Annotated in this window: 18 protein-coding genes and 1 riboswitch; of the genes, 14 read left to right on the top strand and 4 right to left on the bottom strand. The window is 63.8% G+C overall.

The genetic code is table 11. From position 1 onward, the window contains the following. Nucleotides 1–3 precede the first annotated feature (3 nt). A complete protein-coding gene (locus OG718_RS19740; protein ID WP_328844709.1) occupies nt 4–327 on the top strand; it encodes a hypothetical protein in 324 nt (107 codons plus the stop codon). Nucleotides 328–948: 621 nt separating this feature from the next. Next, nucleotides 949–1,452, top strand: coding sequence for a hypothetical protein (locus tag OG718_RS19735; protein WP_328844708.1), 504 nt, complete (start codon nt 949–951; stop codon nt 1,450–1,452). Between the two features lie 125 nt (nt 1,453–1,577). On the opposite strand, the gene OG718_RS19730 is transcribed toward OG718_RS19735, so the two are convergent. The 3 genes from OG718_RS19730 to OG718_RS19720 all read right to left on the bottom strand — a co-directional run bounded on the left by OG718_RS19730 (nt 1,578) and on the right by OG718_RS19720 (nt 4,476). Then, nucleotides 1,578–1,961: a hypothetical protein gene (locus OG718_RS19730; protein WP_328844707.1), complete on the bottom strand. Its 384-nt coding sequence runs from the start codon at nt 1,959–1,961 to the stop codon at nt 1,578–1,580. Further along, complete coding sequence (locus OG718_RS19725) at nt 1,958–3,628, bottom strand: hypothetical protein (protein WP_328844706.1); 1,671 nt, start codon at nt 3,626–3,628, stop codon at nt 1,958–1,960. The genes OG718_RS19730 and OG718_RS19725 overlap by 4 nt, the downstream gene beginning before the upstream one ends. Before the next feature lie 359 nt (nt 3,629–3,987). Next, complete coding sequence (locus OG718_RS19720) at nt 3,988–4,476, bottom strand: hypothetical protein (protein WP_328844705.1); 489 nt, start codon at nt 4,474–4,476, stop codon at nt 3,988–3,990. 549 nt (nt 4,477–5,025) lie between these two features. Next, a riboswitch (cyclic di-AMP (ydaO/yuaA leader) is annotated at nt 5,026–5,207 on the top strand. A gap of 7 nt (nt 5,208–5,214) precedes the next feature. Between OG718_RS19720 and OG718_RS19715 the strand changes: the two genes are divergently transcribed. The 4 genes from OG718_RS19715 to OG718_RS19700 all read left to right on the top strand — a co-directional run bounded on the left by OG718_RS19715 (nt 5,215) and on the right by OG718_RS19700 (nt 8,273). After that, nucleotides 5,215–5,448: a hypothetical protein gene (locus OG718_RS19715; protein WP_328844704.1), complete on the top strand. Its 234-nt coding sequence runs from the start codon at nt 5,215–5,217 to the stop codon at nt 5,446–5,448. Nucleotides 5,449–6,499: 1,051 nt separating this feature from the next. Beyond that, a complete protein-coding gene (locus OG718_RS19710; protein WP_328844703.1) occupies nt 6,500–6,640 on the top strand; it encodes a hypothetical protein in 141 nt (46 codons plus the stop codon). Nucleotides 6,641–6,707: 67 nt separating this feature from the next. Further along, a complete protein-coding gene (locus OG718_RS19705) occupies nt 6,708–7,136 on the top strand; it encodes a Pycsar system effector family protein (RefSeq protein WP_328844702.1) in 429 nt (142 codons plus the stop codon). Between the two features lie 216 nt (nt 7,137–7,352). Then, complete coding sequence (locus OG718_RS19700) at nt 7,353–8,273, top strand: hypothetical protein (RefSeq protein ID WP_328844701.1); 921 nt, start codon at nt 7,353–7,355, stop codon at nt 8,271–8,273. Between the two features lie 380 nt (nt 8,274–8,653). Here the strand turns inward: OG718_RS19700 and OG718_RS19695 are convergent, their stop codons facing one another. Continuing rightward, complete coding sequence (locus tag OG718_RS19695; RefSeq protein ID WP_328844700.1) at nt 8,654–9,394, bottom strand: GntR family transcriptional regulator; 741 nt, start codon at nt 9,392–9,394, stop codon at nt 8,654–8,656. Nucleotides 9,395–9,596: 202 nt separating this feature from the next. On the opposite strand from OG718_RS19695, the gene OG718_RS19690 reads away from it, so the two are divergent. The 8 genes from OG718_RS19690 to OG718_RS19655 all read left to right on the top strand — a co-directional run bounded on the left by OG718_RS19690 (nt 9,597) and on the right by OG718_RS19655 (nt 15,066). Then, nucleotides 9,597–9,938, top strand: a complete 342-nt coding sequence (locus tag OG718_RS19690; RefSeq protein ID WP_328844699.1) for an SCO3933 family regulatory protein — start codon at nt 9,597–9,599, stop codon at nt 9,936–9,938. Next, nucleotides 9,938–11,257 carry an FtsK/SpoIIIE domain-containing protein gene (locus OG718_RS19685; protein ID WP_328844698.1) on the top strand — a complete coding sequence of 440 codons (1,320 nt, stop codon included), beginning with the start codon at nt 9,938–9,940 and terminating at the stop codon, nt 11,255–11,257. Before OG718_RS19690 ends, OG718_RS19685 begins: the two co-directional genes overlap by 1 nt. 12 nt (nt 11,258–11,269) lie before the next feature. Continuing rightward, the gene (locus tag OG718_RS19680; protein WP_189837641.1) at nt 11,270–11,464 is read left to right on the top strand and encodes a hypothetical protein; all 195 of its coding nucleotides are present in this window, start codon (nt 11,270–11,272) and stop codon (nt 11,462–11,464) included. Nucleotides 11,465–11,495: 31 nt separating this feature from the next. Then, nucleotides 11,496–11,786, top strand: a complete 291-nt coding sequence (locus tag OG718_RS19675) for a hypothetical protein (protein ID WP_189837642.1) — start codon at nt 11,496–11,498, stop codon at nt 11,784–11,786. Nucleotides 11,787–11,890: 104 nt separating this feature from the next. Further along, a complete protein-coding gene (locus OG718_RS19670) occupies nt 11,891–12,142 on the top strand; it encodes a hypothetical protein (RefSeq protein WP_189837643.1) in 252 nt (83 codons plus the stop codon). Further along, a complete protein-coding gene (locus tag OG718_RS19665; protein ID WP_328844697.1) occupies nt 12,139–13,500 on the top strand; it encodes a replication initiator in 1,362 nt (453 codons plus the stop codon). The genes OG718_RS19670 and OG718_RS19665 overlap by 4 nt, the downstream gene beginning before the upstream one ends. Further along, complete coding sequence (locus OG718_RS19660) at nt 13,490–13,693, top strand: helix-turn-helix transcriptional regulator (RefSeq protein WP_307521417.1); 204 nt, start codon at nt 13,490–13,492, stop codon at nt 13,691–13,693. The genes OG718_RS19665 and OG718_RS19660 overlap by 11 nt, the downstream gene beginning before the upstream one ends. Next, entirely contained in the window at nt 13,690–15,066 is a 1,377-nt protein-coding gene (locus OG718_RS19655) for a tyrosine-type recombinase/integrase (protein ID WP_328844695.1), read from the top strand. The genes OG718_RS19660 and OG718_RS19655 overlap by 4 nt, the downstream gene beginning before the upstream one ends. Nucleotides 15,067–15,078 lie beyond the last annotated feature (12 nt).

Here is a 15,078-nt window from a genome sequence, read left to right as displayed (position 1 = left end):
GTCATGACGGACCGGCGAGGAGTGGTGGCGAAGCGGGCCGAGAACCTGATGCCCGGTGTGCCTTATGTGCGCGGATGGGTTCGCGCTCGGCGCGGTGCCGAAACGCTGGCACTACAACTGGCCGCGCTCGGCTTGGAGTCAGACTTCCCCGGCCTCAGCGCCGACGTGAACGTCTTCGGCGACGGCATGGTAAGCCTGGGCTCGATCCGACCGGAAGCGGCAGCACTCCTGGCTGAGTTGATCGCCTCCGGTTTAGCTGCGGAGATGACTGACCGTGCGGCGCCTACACCCAGCGAGCGTGACCACCGGGATACTCCAGTGACCTGAGAACTGCTGCCGCCCATGACTCCGGTCCGCTGTGGTCGGTTGAAACTCCCCCTCACGCGAACCGGACCCCGGCCCTGTGCGCCGAATGCCTCCGTCGCAGCAACCGGCACGCAGGGCTTTGGCATGACGGTGCACGTTTCGTGCACTGCGGCCGCCCCTGTCCGCCCGACCGGGACCGGCGCCCCAGCGCCGCAGCCCGGACGGGACGGCAGGGGCGACCGCCCCATGCGTATGTGGTTTCCTCAACGACAACTGCCTTGACATCCGCTTCAGGAGTTCGATCCTTGCCCGGGTGTCCGAGAGAGGACAGCCCTCGACAGGCGGGGGAGTGAGCGCTGAAGGACCTCCTCATCCACGGTCGTCTGCCGTCGTTGATGTCACTGTGTAAGAGGCTGATCCGTCGAGTGAGTTGCTCCGGTAGGCGGCACCCGTGCGAGACCTGGCTCCTACTCTGTCCGCGGCGCCAACATGTCCACTGAGTGGGCCCGGGTATCGACACCGGTGTGAGGTAGCCCGTCATCGGAGTAAGAGACGCCCTACTCCGACTTCCTGGAGGTTTCATCGGGACTGAACCGCTGCCACAATCGTGCTGATTGCGGTAGCACGCGCAGAGGGGGGCGGGTGGCTCAGTCTGAGATCCCTGTGGCGCTGATCGGCCTGGGAGGCGCAGTCGCTGGAGCGGCGGCCACCGCTGTGGTAGGTCGCTTCACAGGGCGCGCGAGCGTTAAGGCAGCGACCGTAGCCAAGGTGGACACCTTGCAGGACGAACTGACGAAATTCTGCGCTCCGTTCGTCGAAGCGAGGATTCAATTGCTTCCCGCTCTCACCGGGCATACGCCTTCCGACCCGTGGTTGGCGATAGCTCCTCAAATGTCCAGGGCAGCGCCGCGCTGGACGTCCATGGCTGCGAACCCCCTAACCCTGTGGGAGATGCCCGGGGTCGTACGTCGTAAGGCCTCGTACGTTGACGGCGAAATACGGTCCCACCAGACACGTGAGGATCAACTGCTCGTTTTCGATGTGCACATGGCCGTCCGCGAGCTCTACCAAGACGCCAGGGAAATCATCGACACGTACACGCGAGAATTTCGGCGACTCGCCAAGCGCGGGATGGGAGTGATGTGACTTGTGGCCAAATGGGCGTCTCCCGTCCCCGCACCCTTACGACGGACGACGGCAAGCGCGACCTCGTTTGGTCCTCGGCTGACGGGCGTACGTCGAAGGATGTTCCGGTGTTGGGTCGTTATACGTCAGGCGAAGGTGGCGATCAAGGAGAGAGCGGAGCTGAGTAGGGATACGAGTCCGGGTACGCCGTCGCATTTGGCCAGGATCTGTTCCAGCATGGTCCTGGCCGTGGAGCGGCCGCCTGTGTCGTCGAGGCGTTGCTGCGCGGTGAGGTCGAGGAGGATGACGCACTGCTGATAGTCGTTGACGCGGTCCTGATCGGCCGCCAACTGCTGTCGGATGCGGTCGAGTAAGGTGGTGAATTCTTTCAGCTGATCCGGGCCGGTGCCGGTGTTGGTCTGATTCTGGTGGGAATTAGTGGCGCCCGGCTGGTTCTGGACGTTGCCCATAGCCCCGTAGTTCACGATGCCGGAGTTATCGCCCGGGGGCTGGCTATTCCTGCGGATCACGCTGTACCTCCTGTCGTCGGGGGCCGGGTGTTCATCTGGGAGTTCACGGCGCCGGGCTGGTTCTGTACGGAGCCCATTTCGCCGTAGTTGATGACGCCAGAGTTCTGGAGAATGACCGTGGTCTGATCCACGTAGGAGCCGATGTCGACGTTGTGATCGACGAGGAATTTCTTGACCGAGTCGAAGATGCGCCGTTGCATCATCTCGATGTAGCGGCGCGCGTCGTCGTACTGGAGCATGTCGTCCATGTACCGGGTCGAGTATGCCTCGCGCAGGCTCACAGGACCTTTCTGCTTATCGAGTTCGGGGCGCCGGCGATCCTTGCCGGGGTTGAACAGCCGAATGAGCATCAGCACCACGTCCACCGCCGAGGCTAGCCAGGCCCGGCGGTGCCAGGACCAACCGGAGCGGGCGGCCTCACTGTCAGCGGTGCGGAGAGTCGGGTGGAGTGGGTTGATCACGTGAGGGCGGATGGTGACCCGCAGGTAGTGGTCCTCATAGGCGAAGCCAACGAAGACTGAAGCTACCAATTCACCGTCCCAGGAGATGACGCGGGCGCACAGGAACCGGCGGGCTACCTTCGGAGTCCGTCCCGCACCGACGGCCCGGGGGCCATGTTCGGCCAGGACACTCAGTGACGTCCATTGCTCGGGAGTGATGCTCTTCCATCGCTCCGCAGAGATTGCGGCGACGCCGTACGCTTCGAGTCGGTTATCTGGGTGGAAGTCGGGGCTGGGCGCGGTTCCGCGTTCGAGCTCGCGAACGACATGGGTGAGCAGATTGTCCGGGGTGAAGTGTTTGACACCGGTTGGCTCTGGCCCGGCCGTGCCAAGGAGGTTTTCGACGCGGGGGTTCGGGATGCCGGGGCCAGGTGCGCCATCGTTCTTGGGCGTTGGCTGAGCAGGCAGGACGTCGATGCCGATCTGGGCCTCGTACCAAACTTTGCCTGCACCGACGAAGTGGTACTTGGGGCCGCCCGCACGGATTTCGGTGACGTACGGAATCACCGTGCCGAACTTGAGCCGCCTGATGGCTTCCAGGGCGCGACGGCTTTTCCGGGGGAGGCCGCGCGTTTGGGTGCCCGTTTCACCGGATTCTGCGGTCACCCGCACCAGGCGGCGTTGTGCGAGGAGCCGGTCGAGGTAGAAGGCGCTCCACAAGCCCACGACCGCGACAGCTAGCGCCCACTCGGTAGCTGCGGTGTACAGGCAGGCGAGTCCCGCCAGTACCGCGAGAGTGATGAGGGCTCGCCGGAGGTACAGCAGATGCTCGGCGGCGGCGCAGCGCTCTATGACCGGGGTGAGCTCGAAACCGAAGGATGGGATGGGACGGGTGGTGGCGACGCGGTCGCGTACCCAGCGAACATAGTCGGGCCCGATGATCACCTTCGGCTGAGGTTTCTCGGGCATCTCGTCCGCGCCAGTGTCAGCCTGCGCTTCCTGCTTCTTGTCCCGCCACTTCGCGACGAAGACGGGCGTCAGTTTCTTCTTGAACTTGGCCCACTCGTTCTTTCGCCACGTGCGAAGCTCCGCTGGAGAATCAGGCCGTAGGTACGCCGCCGCACCCAATAATCGCGTCGTCTCTGTCTGCTCACCCTGGCCGTGTGCGCCGGCGGCGTCCCCCAGTGGCACGGCGGGCGCGCTGATCAATGAGATACCAACGGTCACAGAGCTGTCCGCGTCTTTGCCGAGCTCTCTGCCTAATCCCATGGCTCGCGCTTACCCCTGTCCCTCGCGCGACCCCCCTTGGCCGCTGGGTGGCCCATGCTGCCGTGCCGCCCGGGTTCTGACTACACCACCAACCACAACAAAACTGGCAGGCTACGAAGGATCAGCGGCGCAGGGGCTGTGCCCTCCGGGTGAGGGCCGCACTCGCGCTCTCAGCTTGGGAAGCTGCGATCATCTGCGGTTGGCTCGGGTGCTGACCTGGGCGAATGGTCGGGTTATGGCCTCTTTGGGCTCGGTCGCTTTCACCGTGGTTCCCCGCTGTTCCCCGCCCGATCTGGTGCGCTTGGGTGCGGTCGACCTCACGGCGCCGGTGGTCGGTGTCCTGTCGGGGGCCTTCGCCACGGAGTTCGGCGCAACCACTGGCGGCTGGTGCGAGTTGGCGCCGGGTCATAGGCGGCGTCGAGCCAAAGTTGGCGCAGATGCCTGAACTCGTAGTCGCGCCCAGCATCCGAATCCCGGAGGGTCTCGGCCCAGAGACGGTCGAACGCCGGACGATGCATCTGTGCGTGGATGGCGCCGCCCCAGTCACGCCAAGTGTCGTCCGAGACCCAGCCTTGAGCCCGCAGGTCGGCCTCGTCCTCGCTCAGGCGAAAGTAGAGCCGTATCGGTACCTCCTCTTCCTCGTCCAAGGCGCCAGCGTCTACGCCTCGAAGAGTGCGGGTCGACAACCGGTCCAGCAACGACCAGTAGCGCGCAATGTAGAAGTCCTCGACCTGTCGGACTCGCTGCGTGCGCACCTGCCAGATCGCGACGCCTGAGGCAGCCAACGCTGTCAGCAGGGTGATCACAAGGGAGAGCCATTCCATAATCGGAGATCATGGCGGCTAGCGGACCGCATGCATCCTCTCGTGACTCACTCGTAACTGCCCGCCCCTTGGCAGACAGCAACACGCTTTCCAACTGTGTTGGTTAGGTGTTGGGGCGGGTGCAGGGGCGTTCATCTGCGTTCATGGGGGGCGTTGATGCCGGAAGGCTTTGGGTCTGGTCTGAACGACCGTGAACGGGACTGAATGAGACGGAAATTGATACGGAGGCCAGCGGGAGGGGATCCGTCGGAACTCTCTGGAGGCCATCGAGCACGGGGCCGCATAGCTCCGTCCGGAACCACGTCGACGGCACACGTGGACTCCTGCAACGTGCTGACCTGATACAACGTCAAAGTCCTTTTGACCTTGGGTGATTGGCCATCATGTCCACCCGATCGGGTGAGTGGTGAGTAACCCCACAAATACGGTTCCGAGTTCGCGTTACTCCCAAGTAGCCGTAGATGATCCTCGTCACAAGTCCTCACCGACGGAGGTGGGGCGGTCCGGGCGGACGCCGAGTCCTGCCGCCGTCCGGATGACCGGTCTCTTCATGGGATCGGCAGGAGTGGAGGACCCAGGCACGACGGGTCGCCGGGACGGTCACGCCATGACCGGGCCGAGCAGCCCTTGGGGTGAAGCCGCGTCAGCGGCCGGGCAACTTCGCCAGCCCGAATCCGACAGGTCATCCTTCACAGGCGGTTGACGAAGGTGCAGCGAGCCATGACGGCAACGCAGAACAGCCCGCAGCTCCCAGGGGCTCCGCAGCCCCCGAGGAACAAGAAGACCGACGCGGTCATCGCGATCCTGGCCGCGATCATCGTCGGCGGCTTCGCGGGTGTCCTCCATCGGGCCATGGAGGGGGTCTCGTACTACGAGGCCATGAAGACCGCTGGAGGGACGACCCTCGGTCTTCTGATCGTCATCTTCGTGATCTTGACTTATATCTGGTCCTGATCACACAGGTCAACCCGATTTCCGGCAGTCACCCTCCATCCATCGGGGATACCGGAACCCAGGTCTTCACGGCAACCCCGTGACAGGACGTTGGCGGACCCGGGGGAGAGGCCTTGGAACCCAGACCAAGGCCTCTCCTTTCATGATCGAGAAGGTTCAGGTTGGTGCCAGCAGATGCCGTCCAGCCGCGCAGAACCCTCAGCTTGGGAAGCTCGCGTGCCTCGCGGGTGGGAAGCTTGCTGACCTGCGGCGGAACGCTGTCGGCGTCTGAAGCCCACAGTCTGCGTTCCCCGGTGTTCCCCGTGGTTTCCCGCACGACCTGGCACGAATCTGGCACGTCTGCCTGGGATGCCGACCAGAGGAACATGGGCGTTTGAGGTCGGGACTGTTAGTCAAACCCCTCGTTTGCCGGACAGTCACCCCCATCTGCTGGTATACCACCCAATGATGCCTAGAAGTCGAGAGTGCGCTAGAGGGAGCCATGGGACTCAGGAGTGACATTGACGCAGCACTGACTGAAGTTGTTGGGCATACATGGAAACAACGCGATGGGCGATCGGTCCCGGAGACTAAAGATATTGTCTTGCGCGACGGAGCCGTGAATCTAGAAGCCGTATACCTCTACTCAGACATGAGAGATTCGACCCGCCTGGCTAGAGATTTTCACCCAACCGTTGCGGCCAAAGTAGTGCGAGCATTCTTGAATTGTGCTGTTCGTGTAATTAGGCATTATGATGGTCACGTTCGAAGCTTCGACGGTGACCGAGTTATGGCTATCTATATCGGCGAGCGGGCGCGCACTCGTGCGGCTACCTCCGCTCTTAAGCTCAAATGGGCAGTGGATAACTGCGCCCGCCCCGTACTCGAGCAAAGGTTCCCACAACTGGCAGAAAACGACTTCGTATTGAGTCATGGTACCGGCATCGCGTCAGGGAAGGCATTTCTTGCGCGAGCTGGCGTCCGAGACAATAATGACCTGGTCTCTATCGGGCGTGCCCCGAATGTAGCAGCAAAACTGAGTGATATTAAGCGGCCACCCTATCGGACTTATATGACCGAGGACGTCTATAAGAAGATGGCCGATGATGGGAAACTAGACGACGACGGAAGGGATATGTGGAGTGTGGAGACGCGTGAAGTCGGAGGCGAACAACTCGCTGTCTACCGGTCGTTCTGGGGGTGGGTCGTCTGAGCGCCGAGGAAATCCAGAGGAAACAGCATGGAAGATCCATTCAGCTCTGGTCGATTGGACAGGAAAGGTGGACACCAAGGCTTCCTTCGCCTTGACTGTGGAATCCGCTGTCCTCGTAGCAATTACTGCACTATCCAACAGCGGGCGAAGGTTGGGAAGAATTGACGGGTGCGCAATTTGGAGCTTCTATTTTGGGGTTGCGGCACTAGCCATCGGTGCCTTGTTTGCCATTTCTGTAGTTTCTCCCAATTTGCGAAAGGGGAAAGTATCCTTCGAGAGCCGCGATAACTTTGTATTCTTCGGGCATGTTCGACATTGGGATCCTGCCGACTTGGAGACGGCACTTCGTGAGCGGGATATCCTACCCGTGCTCACCAGGCAATTGGTAGTTATGAGTGAAATCGCATGGAAGAAACACGAGAGAGTGAAGAAGTCTTTTGCATTTGCCGTTTTGGGTGCATTCTTGGTAGTGCTGGCAGGAATCTTCGGCGTATAAGGAGAAGCTGGCATAGCTATCTGTAGATCCCAGCGAAGGGACAGGCGGGCGGGAAGACAGCTCGATAGAGCCTCGGTCAGCGGCTGTGCAAAGATCGCAGGGATCTGAGCATCAGCGTCGATGGCAGTCGCTGCCCGTGCCGTGTGGAACAGCGGTTACTTCGCTCACTAAGCGTGGCGAAAACACGACAGGCACAGGGCGTTAGAAGGGGGAAGTGTGGCCAGTGATGTGAATGTCAACGAGCTACTCGCCGAGTTGAGCACGAAAACGAAGGAGGAGATCTCCAGTACTCCTGAGGTAGTTACTCAAAACGAGGTCGATGTAGCCTCGTTGCCGATCAGAGCCAGAAAGTGGATCAAGCTACCAAGCATCGTCGCGGTGATGATTGATCTGAAGAGTTCTACAAAACTGGGGACTGGTAAATGGGCGGCATCGACAGCCAGCATTTACGAAGCATCGACTGGTGGAGTAGTGAAAGTCCTAAATAATTTCGATGCGGACTTTATTCAGATTCAAGGCGATGGTGCTTTCGGGCTTTTCTGGGGAGAGCGGAGGTTTGAAAGGGCCCTCTGCGCCGGAGTGACCGTGAAGACCTTTAGTGTGGACCTGGGCGACCAGCTCGAAGCTCGATGGCCCAACATGCCGACTACAGGATTCAAGGTTGGCGTTGCCTGTAGTCCAATTCTTGTAAAGCGCATTGGAACTCCAAAGAATCCTGCAGAACAAGAACCGGTGTGGGCGGGAAAAGCCGTCAATTACGCGGCTAAATGTGCTCAGTCGGCAGACCGACACGAGATGATCGTAACCGGCTCCGTTTGGGATCGCGTAGAGAAGAACGATTACCTCTCTATCAGCTGCTCCTGTAACTCCGGGCCAAGCGCTGACATTTGGGAGACCCTTAACATCGATCGACTTCCTGATAGCGACCCTGAAGCGTCAGGAAGAAAGCTCAAGGTCGGCTGGTGCGAGGTGCATGGCCAGGAATACTGTGAAGCAGTACTGGCGGGTCGCAAAAAGCGCCAGGACGTTGATGGCGTCCGCTCGACACTTCAAAGAAATCTGATGCGGGATGCCATCTTCTCTAAGGCTCAGGCGGAGCGCGTAACTCGCGATGCGCGGAGAAGCGGGTTGAGGTAAGTCTGGGAAGATACTGATCGAAAGAGGCGAATTGCAGGAAACGTGCATGCCCACTCGACGATCGGCGCAAAATCCAGGCCGACGGAGCGGCTTTGGGGTGGCGCTGCTTTGGCGCGAGTGATCATGGCCCCGTAAGCTTCCGGCGTGTCGGGCAGTCTGTGGACCTGCCCGCTAAGCACGACGTTGGGGCCATGATCTTCGAGGCTCGCGCCAAAGTGGCTCCGTAAAGCCGTGTAGCCGGCCGCCTCAGCCACGATGTACCCGTTCTCTGGCATTAGGCGGCTGATTGCTGTGCGCCCGGGCCGCGCGGGGAGCGGAGCGAGCCGCCTTGATGACGTAGAGAAAGTCTGAGCCAACCGGGGTTCAACTCGGGTGTCCGGCTACAGCCTGAACGAGAGTTCCAAGTCGTCGCCAGGGAGGTGGAACTCCTCAAGGGCCAGCGGCTTGTCCGCCGCGTTGAGCGTTACGCGGAGGACATGCAGAAGCGGAACTCCGTCCGGGAGTCGGAGCGCCTGGGCCTGGTCGGGCATGGGCATGCGGGTGCGGACGTACTCCGTGAAGTGGAGTTCGTGGTCCAGCTTGGCGAGCGCCCCGTAGAGCTCCGGTGCCGGGGGCGGTGCCTCCTCCTCGTACTTGGTGTCGACCAGTACCGAGAACGGCACGTACGTGCGGTGGAGTTGGCGGAGGTGGCCGTGGTCCGCGGTCTGCAAGGCGTCGTACGTGAACATCGGCTCGCCCGGTGGGATGCGGAGTAGGTCCGCCAGGGCCATAGGGGCATCCGTGCGAGTGGCTACCGGCGGCTCGGCGTTTTCCCATCGGATGCCGTCGGCCTCCACGTATCGGCCGTCGGGAGTCAGGCGTACGCCGCGCGGGCGCGTGAGGCTCGGGCGGCCATGGGGTGAGCGGGCAAATGTGCCCCTGCCCATGATCGCCTCGACGAGACCGGATGCCCGTAGCTCCGTGAGTCCCTGACGGACTGTGGGGCGCGTCACGCCGAACTGCTTTGCCAACGCCTCCTCGGAGGGGAGTGGTTGGCCGGCGGGGAAGGTGCCGTTCAGGATGCCTTCGCGCAGGTAGTCGGCGATTTGCCGGTACTTCGGCTGCGTGTTTTTCGGCGGCATGCGGGCCCTCCGTGGCCGTGATCCCTGATCGGCTGTCCATCGGGATGGATGGTTCATTGCAGTGCTTGGACAGCCTCTCCCATCACAAGACGGTTGACAACCCGTACTACGGGTCGCACTCTGGAGTCTCAACCCGTACTACGGGTGGTCTAGCAACCCGAAGGATCCGCCTTCGGGTGCCAGAGAAGAGGAGTTCAGAACAGTGGCAAGCCTTCCGATCGACACAGCGAAGTTCACGGGGATCATCTGTGCGGTTCCCCCGGCTCCGCGCGTTGCCAACCGAGAGACCGGTCAGCTCCGCGTTGACCGTGAGACAGGCAAGACCATGTACCAAGTCGGCCTCTGCATGATGGCTGGGACATCGGCGGACGTGGTGAACGTGAGTGTGGCCGGGGAACCGGCCGGCGTGCAGCTCGGTATGCCCGTGGCCGTGCGGGACCTGATCGCCACTCCTTGGGAGAACGACGGGCGGCACGGGATTGCCTTCCGCGCGGCGGAGATTCGGCCCCTGAACGCTCCGGCAGGGAAGGGGACCGGGCAGTGATGACCTTGGCCTCCACCCCTTCGGTCGGCGCGACTTGGCCGAGTTGGGTTCTGCTGGTGGCCACAGTGCTGGTGGCGGGCCTGCTTATTGCGGGCCCGGCCCTGCGCCGCCACTACCCCGTTGCTTGGTGGCTGCTACTCGGCTTCCCGGTCGTGGCCTTCCGGGTGACGTACACCTGGCGGCCGTTGATGGCGGGGTGCGGCCTTGCCGTAAGTCGTCGACCGGCGCTGACCGTGGTGTCCGGGCTCGTCGGCAACGGGGCTCCGCCGCCCCAGCCGCGTGTGCCTCGACGCGGGCTCATACGACCGACCGCTGGCGGATTCTGGCTTCTCGTCCGGCTGTTACCTGGGCAGGTGCCGGAAGACTTCATCAAGGCGGCACCCGCGATGGCTGAGGACTGGCAGGTCCACGCGGTGCGAGTGACTTCCTGGAAGCCGGGACTTGTACGGATCGCTGCCTCGATGGCGGACCCGCTGGCCTCGCCTCGGCTGCCGAAGCAGCGCGGGCCTGGTCATCTACTCCGGGTGGTCGTGGGCACGCTGGAGACCGGCGCTGCGTGGGTGATGGACCTGCGTCGCGTACCGCACTGGCTGATCGTCGGGGCTACGCGCTCCGGTAAGTCGACGCTGATCAACGCACTCGTTGCTGGCTTGGCTCCGCAGCCGGTCGCGCTGGTCGGTATCGATTGCAAGGGCGGCATGGAACTGTCGCTCTACGAACCCCGGTTGTCGGCGCTGGCGACCAACCGCGGGCAGGCGGTCAAGCTCCTGGCGGAGCTGGTAGACCTGACGCTCGACCGCATGACCGTCTGCCGGACGGCTCGCGTACGGAACATCTGGGGCCTGCCGGAGAAGGAACGCCCGGTCCCCGTGGTCGTGATCGTTGACGAGATCGCGGAACTGTTCCTCATCGCGAGCCGGAACGAGAAAGACGAAGCACACGCGGCCGGGACGGCGTTGATCAGGCTAGCCCAACTCGGTGCGGCTCTCGGCGTGTTCCTTGTCGTGGCTGGCCAGCGCGTCGGCTCCGACCTGGGGCCGGGTGTCACTGCTCTACGGGCCCAACTCGGCGGCCGGGTCTGCCACCGGGTAGCCGATCCCGGTACGGCAGAGATGGCGCTCGGCGACCTCAACCCCGATGCGCTCAAGGCGGCTCAAGCCATCACTCCGGAACAGGCCGGCACGGCAGTTCTGGCCTCCGGCGACGGCTGGGAGCGCGCCCGTTCCCACCTGACCACCGAGGCGGACGCGGAAGCCATCGCGGCGGAGTACGCACACCTGACCCCGGTCCTGCCCGAACTGCTCGACTCCGAGAAGTGACCGGAGGCTGCCGTGCTGGTGTCCATGTCGGCTGTGCTGTTGCTCGGCCTCCTCATCTGGTTCCTGCTGCGCATCCGCTATCTGCGCTTGGCCGACGTGTTGCTCAGCGGAACCTTCGGCTTCCTGCTCGCCAAGACGGTGGCCGCGCCTGTCGTTCAGACGCTCCTCGACGGCGTGAGCGGCTTCCTCGGCCAACTCCGCTTCTGAACAACCCGACCACAGAAAGGAGGGGAGAGCCATGTCCGCGTATGTCATCCGCTCCGGCGACCGTGCCGCGTTCATCGCCGGCCTCCGGGAGCTGGCGGACTTCCTCACCACCAATCCCGGTGTCCTCGTGCCGCGCAATCCGTCATTCGGCGTCCTCATCGATGCCTCCGACCCTGCTGCTCGCAGAGAGGGCCTGGAATACGCCGCGGCACCGCTCGGCGTCCCGGTGGAGGACCTCGGCGAGGGCTACTACGACGCACGCCGCAGCTTCGGACCGATCGCGTACAGCTTCATCGCGATCCCGCCCGAGGAGCGGCAGTGATCGCCCGTACGACGGGCTCCCGACGGGGCGCGAAGTCGCCAAACCCGACCCCGTCAGGAACCCACTCCATCCGCCACATGAGCAGTGAAAGGAGTACTCACACTTTGTCCACCGCGCATCGTTCGCGCAAATCTCCTCAGCCGGACTGCGAGTTGAGGGAGAAGGAACGGCCGACCTGTGTCGGACGGGAACAGGTCGTCCTCGTCGGGCTCGACGGCTTCGAACAACACCTGTGCCCGGCGCATGCCGCCGCACTCTGGCTCACCGATCCGACACTCCGGTTCAGCGCCAAGACCCGACCGCAAGGGATCACCGCCGTGATGTGGCAGGCGTTCGGGGGCGGTGGTCGGCGATGACCGCACCTCTCCCGAAGAACGTTGCTGCCCTGGTCGCAAGGGCGTCGGAGCCCGAGTTCGCGGCCTGGCGACGTAACATCCTCCGCCTGGGCGGCTGTACCAACCCGATTCACCTGGTCGGCGGGGCAACCGTCTTCGACATGACTACGGGCGAGGCACTGTTCTCGTACGAGTCGGACGTCTACGGTGGTCGGCTGCTGACAGCGTGCGGCAACCGACGGGCGACTGTCTGCCCGACCTGTTCCCGGCTCTATCGGGCAGACACGTACCAGCTGATCCGGGCCGGGCTCGTCGGCGGCAAGAACGTCACGGAGGAGGTGAGCGGGCATCCTCGGGTGTTCGCCACCCTGACCGCTCCCGGCTTCGGCCCGGTCCACACTCGCCGTGAACGAGATGGACGGGTACGAGCCTGCCGTCCCCGGAAGGCGGGGGAGTGCTGTCGACATGGATCGCCCGCCGGCTGCCATGAGCGGCATACGGCGGACGATCTCCGACTCGGCGAACCGTTGTGCCCGCGCTGCTACGACTACGCCGGGGCCGTGCTCTGGCAGGCGCACGCCGGGCAACTCTGGCACCGCTTCGGGCTGGAGCTGCGCCGCGAGATCGCCCGGAGGGTTGGGCTGTCCCGCACTGAGATCAGCGAGGCTGTGCGGCTGTCGTACGCGAAGGTTGCCGAGTATCAGCGGCGTGGCCTGGTCCACTTCCATGCCGTGATCCGCCTCGACGGGCCGGACGGACCGACCTCGGTCCCGCCTGGCTGGGCGACAACGGTTCTCCTGGTGGAGGCGGTGCGCGCGGTCGTCGTGCGGGTGCGGCTCGTTGCTCCCGGCGCGGAGGTCGTCGGTCCTCGCGTGCTGAGGTTCGGCGAACAGGTCGACGCGCGGCCCATCGCGGCTTTCGGCGCGGGGGAGCGGCTGACCTCGGCTGCCGTCGCGGGCTACATCGCCAAGTACGCGGCCAAGGGAGCGGAGTCCGCCGGCGCGGTGGACGGCCGGGTTCACCACGCACGTGACCTGGTCATGCTGCCTGTACGGGCTCACGTACTCCGCCTGATTGGTACCTGCTGGTGGCTCGGCGGCCTGCCTCCGTTCGAACCTCTTGGGTTGCGACGCTGGGCGCACATGCTCGGCTACGGCGGTCACTTCTCCACCAAGTCACGCCGCTACTCCACCACCCTGACGGCACTTCGTCAGGCCCGTGCAGATCACCGTGCCGACGAACAACGGACAGCCCTCGGCATCGGCGCGCGGCCAACCGTCACGGTCGGCCAATGGCGCTACGCCGGGCGCGGCTACTCACCGGAGGCAGCGCTCCTGGCCGCGTCGGTGCGAGAGGGCGGGGGTCCTCATGGCGCGTGAGAAAGCGGCCGAACTGCTCACCGTGCGGCAGGTAATCGAGGAACTGGGCGGGATCTCCCGGCGCACCTTCTACCGGTGGCGGGAGTTGCGCATCGCCCCGCGCTGCATCCGGTTACCGAACGGTGAGCTACGCGTCCGCCGGGACGTTCTCAACGACTGGTTGGAGAAGCGTGCGGAGGGGGCGGCGTCGTGAAGTCGTACAAGGTCTCCGTATGGAAGCTCTCGGTCAATCGGACGACCAAGAAAGCGACCTACCTCGTTCGCTGGGTAGTCGACGGCCAGCCGTTCAGTGAGTCGTACAAGACAAAGGCACTGGCTGACCGCTTCCGCGCGAAGCTGCTCCGAGCTGTGGACAAGGGAGAGCCCTTCGACACGGTGTCTGGACTGCCTGACTCGCTGCGTGGAGGCAAGGCGGCGCTTTCGTTCCTGGAGTTGGCGCTCAAGTACGTCGATGCCCGGTGGGCGGAAGCGTCGGCGAAACAGCGGGACAGCATGACCGACTCTCTGGCGACGGCTGTGCCTGTACTGGTCAAGCCGGTACGGGGGAGGCCAACGCCGGAACTCGTGCGCCGCGCACTGCGCTCGTACGTCCTGCCTGTGCCCCGGAGGGACAGGGAACGGACCGAGGAGATCGCGGCCGCAGTGCGATGGATCGAGCGGGCCTCGCTACCGGTGGCGGAGTTGCTGGAGATCGCTCGGGTTCATGAGCTGATCGACGGTCTCGGGCGAAAGCTGGACGGCAAGCCTGCGGCTACGCAGACGTATCGGCGGCGGCGCGCGGTGGTCTTCAACGCCCTTGAGTTTGCTGTGGAGTTGGAGCTTCTATCGTCCAACCCGCTGAGCAGGGTGAGGCGCAAGCGCGGGAAGCGGCCTGTGCAGGAGGTTGACCGCCGAGTGGTGGTCAATCCCCGGCAGGCACGGGAGCTGCTGGCGTCGGTGACGTACGTGGGTGGCTACGAGAGGGCCAGCGGTCGACGGCTGAGGGCGTTCTTCGGCTGCTTGTACTACGCGGCCATGAGGCCTGGCGAAGCGCTGGGCCTTCGGCGCTCGGACTGCACACTCCCGGCGAAAGGCTGGGGTCGTATCGAACTGGCCGAGACGCGCCCGACGGCAGGCAAGGCATGGACGGACTCAGGTGAGGCGCACGACCGAAGGGGCCTAAAGCAGCGGGCGGAAGGTGAGGTGCGCATCGTGCCGATACCGCCACCACTGGTGCGGTTGCTTCGGGAGCATCTGAAGGAGTTCGGCACGGCGAAGGATGGCCGGCTCTTCGCCAGTGAGCGAGGCAACGTCGTTGCCGCATCGTCGTATTCGCGGGTATGGAAGCAGACACGAGAGCTGGCACTCCTGCCGGAACAGGTCTCATCCGTGCTCGCCTCCCGGCCGTACGACCTCCGGCATGCGGGCGTCTCGCAGTGGCTCAACTCCGGAGTTCCGGCACCGGACGTGGCCGCTCGCGCGGGTCACTCGGTCGACGTGCTGCTCAAGATCTATGCGAAGTGCATCGACGGGCAGGAAGCTGAAATGAATGACCGCATCATGCAAGGACTCGGTGAGGCGGATTAGTGAAAGCGAGCA

It is taken from the genome of Streptomyces sp. NBC_00258 (genome assembly GCF_036182465.1).
In the GTDB taxonomy this organism is placed as follows: Bacteria; Actinomycetota; Actinomycetes; order Streptomycetales; family Streptomycetaceae; genus Streptomyces.
Note: the sequence above shows the minus strand (reverse complement) of the source record. Positions and strands in the feature narration are given on the sequence as shown.

Excerpts from the sequence above, each read along its gene's own strand:
- OG718_RS19740 (WP_328844709.1), top strand. The coding sequence starts at position 4 with ATGACGGACCGGCGAGGAGTGGTGGCGAAGCGGGCCGAGAACCTGATG.
- OG718_RS19715 (WP_328844704.1), top strand. The coding sequence starts at position 5,215 with ATGACGGCAACGCAGAACAGCCCGCAGCTCCCAGGGGCTCCGCAGCCC.
- OG718_RS19710 (WP_328844703.1), top strand. The coding sequence starts at position 6,500 with ATGACCGAGGACGTCTATAAGAAGATGGCCGATGATGGGAAACTAGAC.
- OG718_RS19695 (WP_328844700.1), bottom strand. The coding sequence starts at position 9,394 with ATGCCGCCGAAAAACACGCAGCCGAAGTACCGGCAAATCGCCGACTAC.
- OG718_RS19685 (WP_328844698.1), top strand. The coding sequence starts at position 9,938 with ATGACCTTGGCCTCCACCCCTTCGGTCGGCGCGACTTGGCCGAGTTGG.
- OG718_RS19675 (WP_189837642.1), top strand. The coding sequence starts at position 11,496 with ATGTCCGCGTATGTCATCCGCTCCGGCGACCGTGCCGCGTTCATCGCC.
- OG718_RS19665 (WP_328844697.1), top strand. The coding sequence starts at position 12,139 with ATGACCGCACCTCTCCCGAAGAACGTTGCTGCCCTGGTCGCAAGGGCG.
- OG718_RS19660 (WP_307521417.1), top strand. The coding sequence starts at position 13,490 with ATGGCGCGTGAGAAAGCGGCCGAACTGCTCACCGTGCGGCAGGTAATC.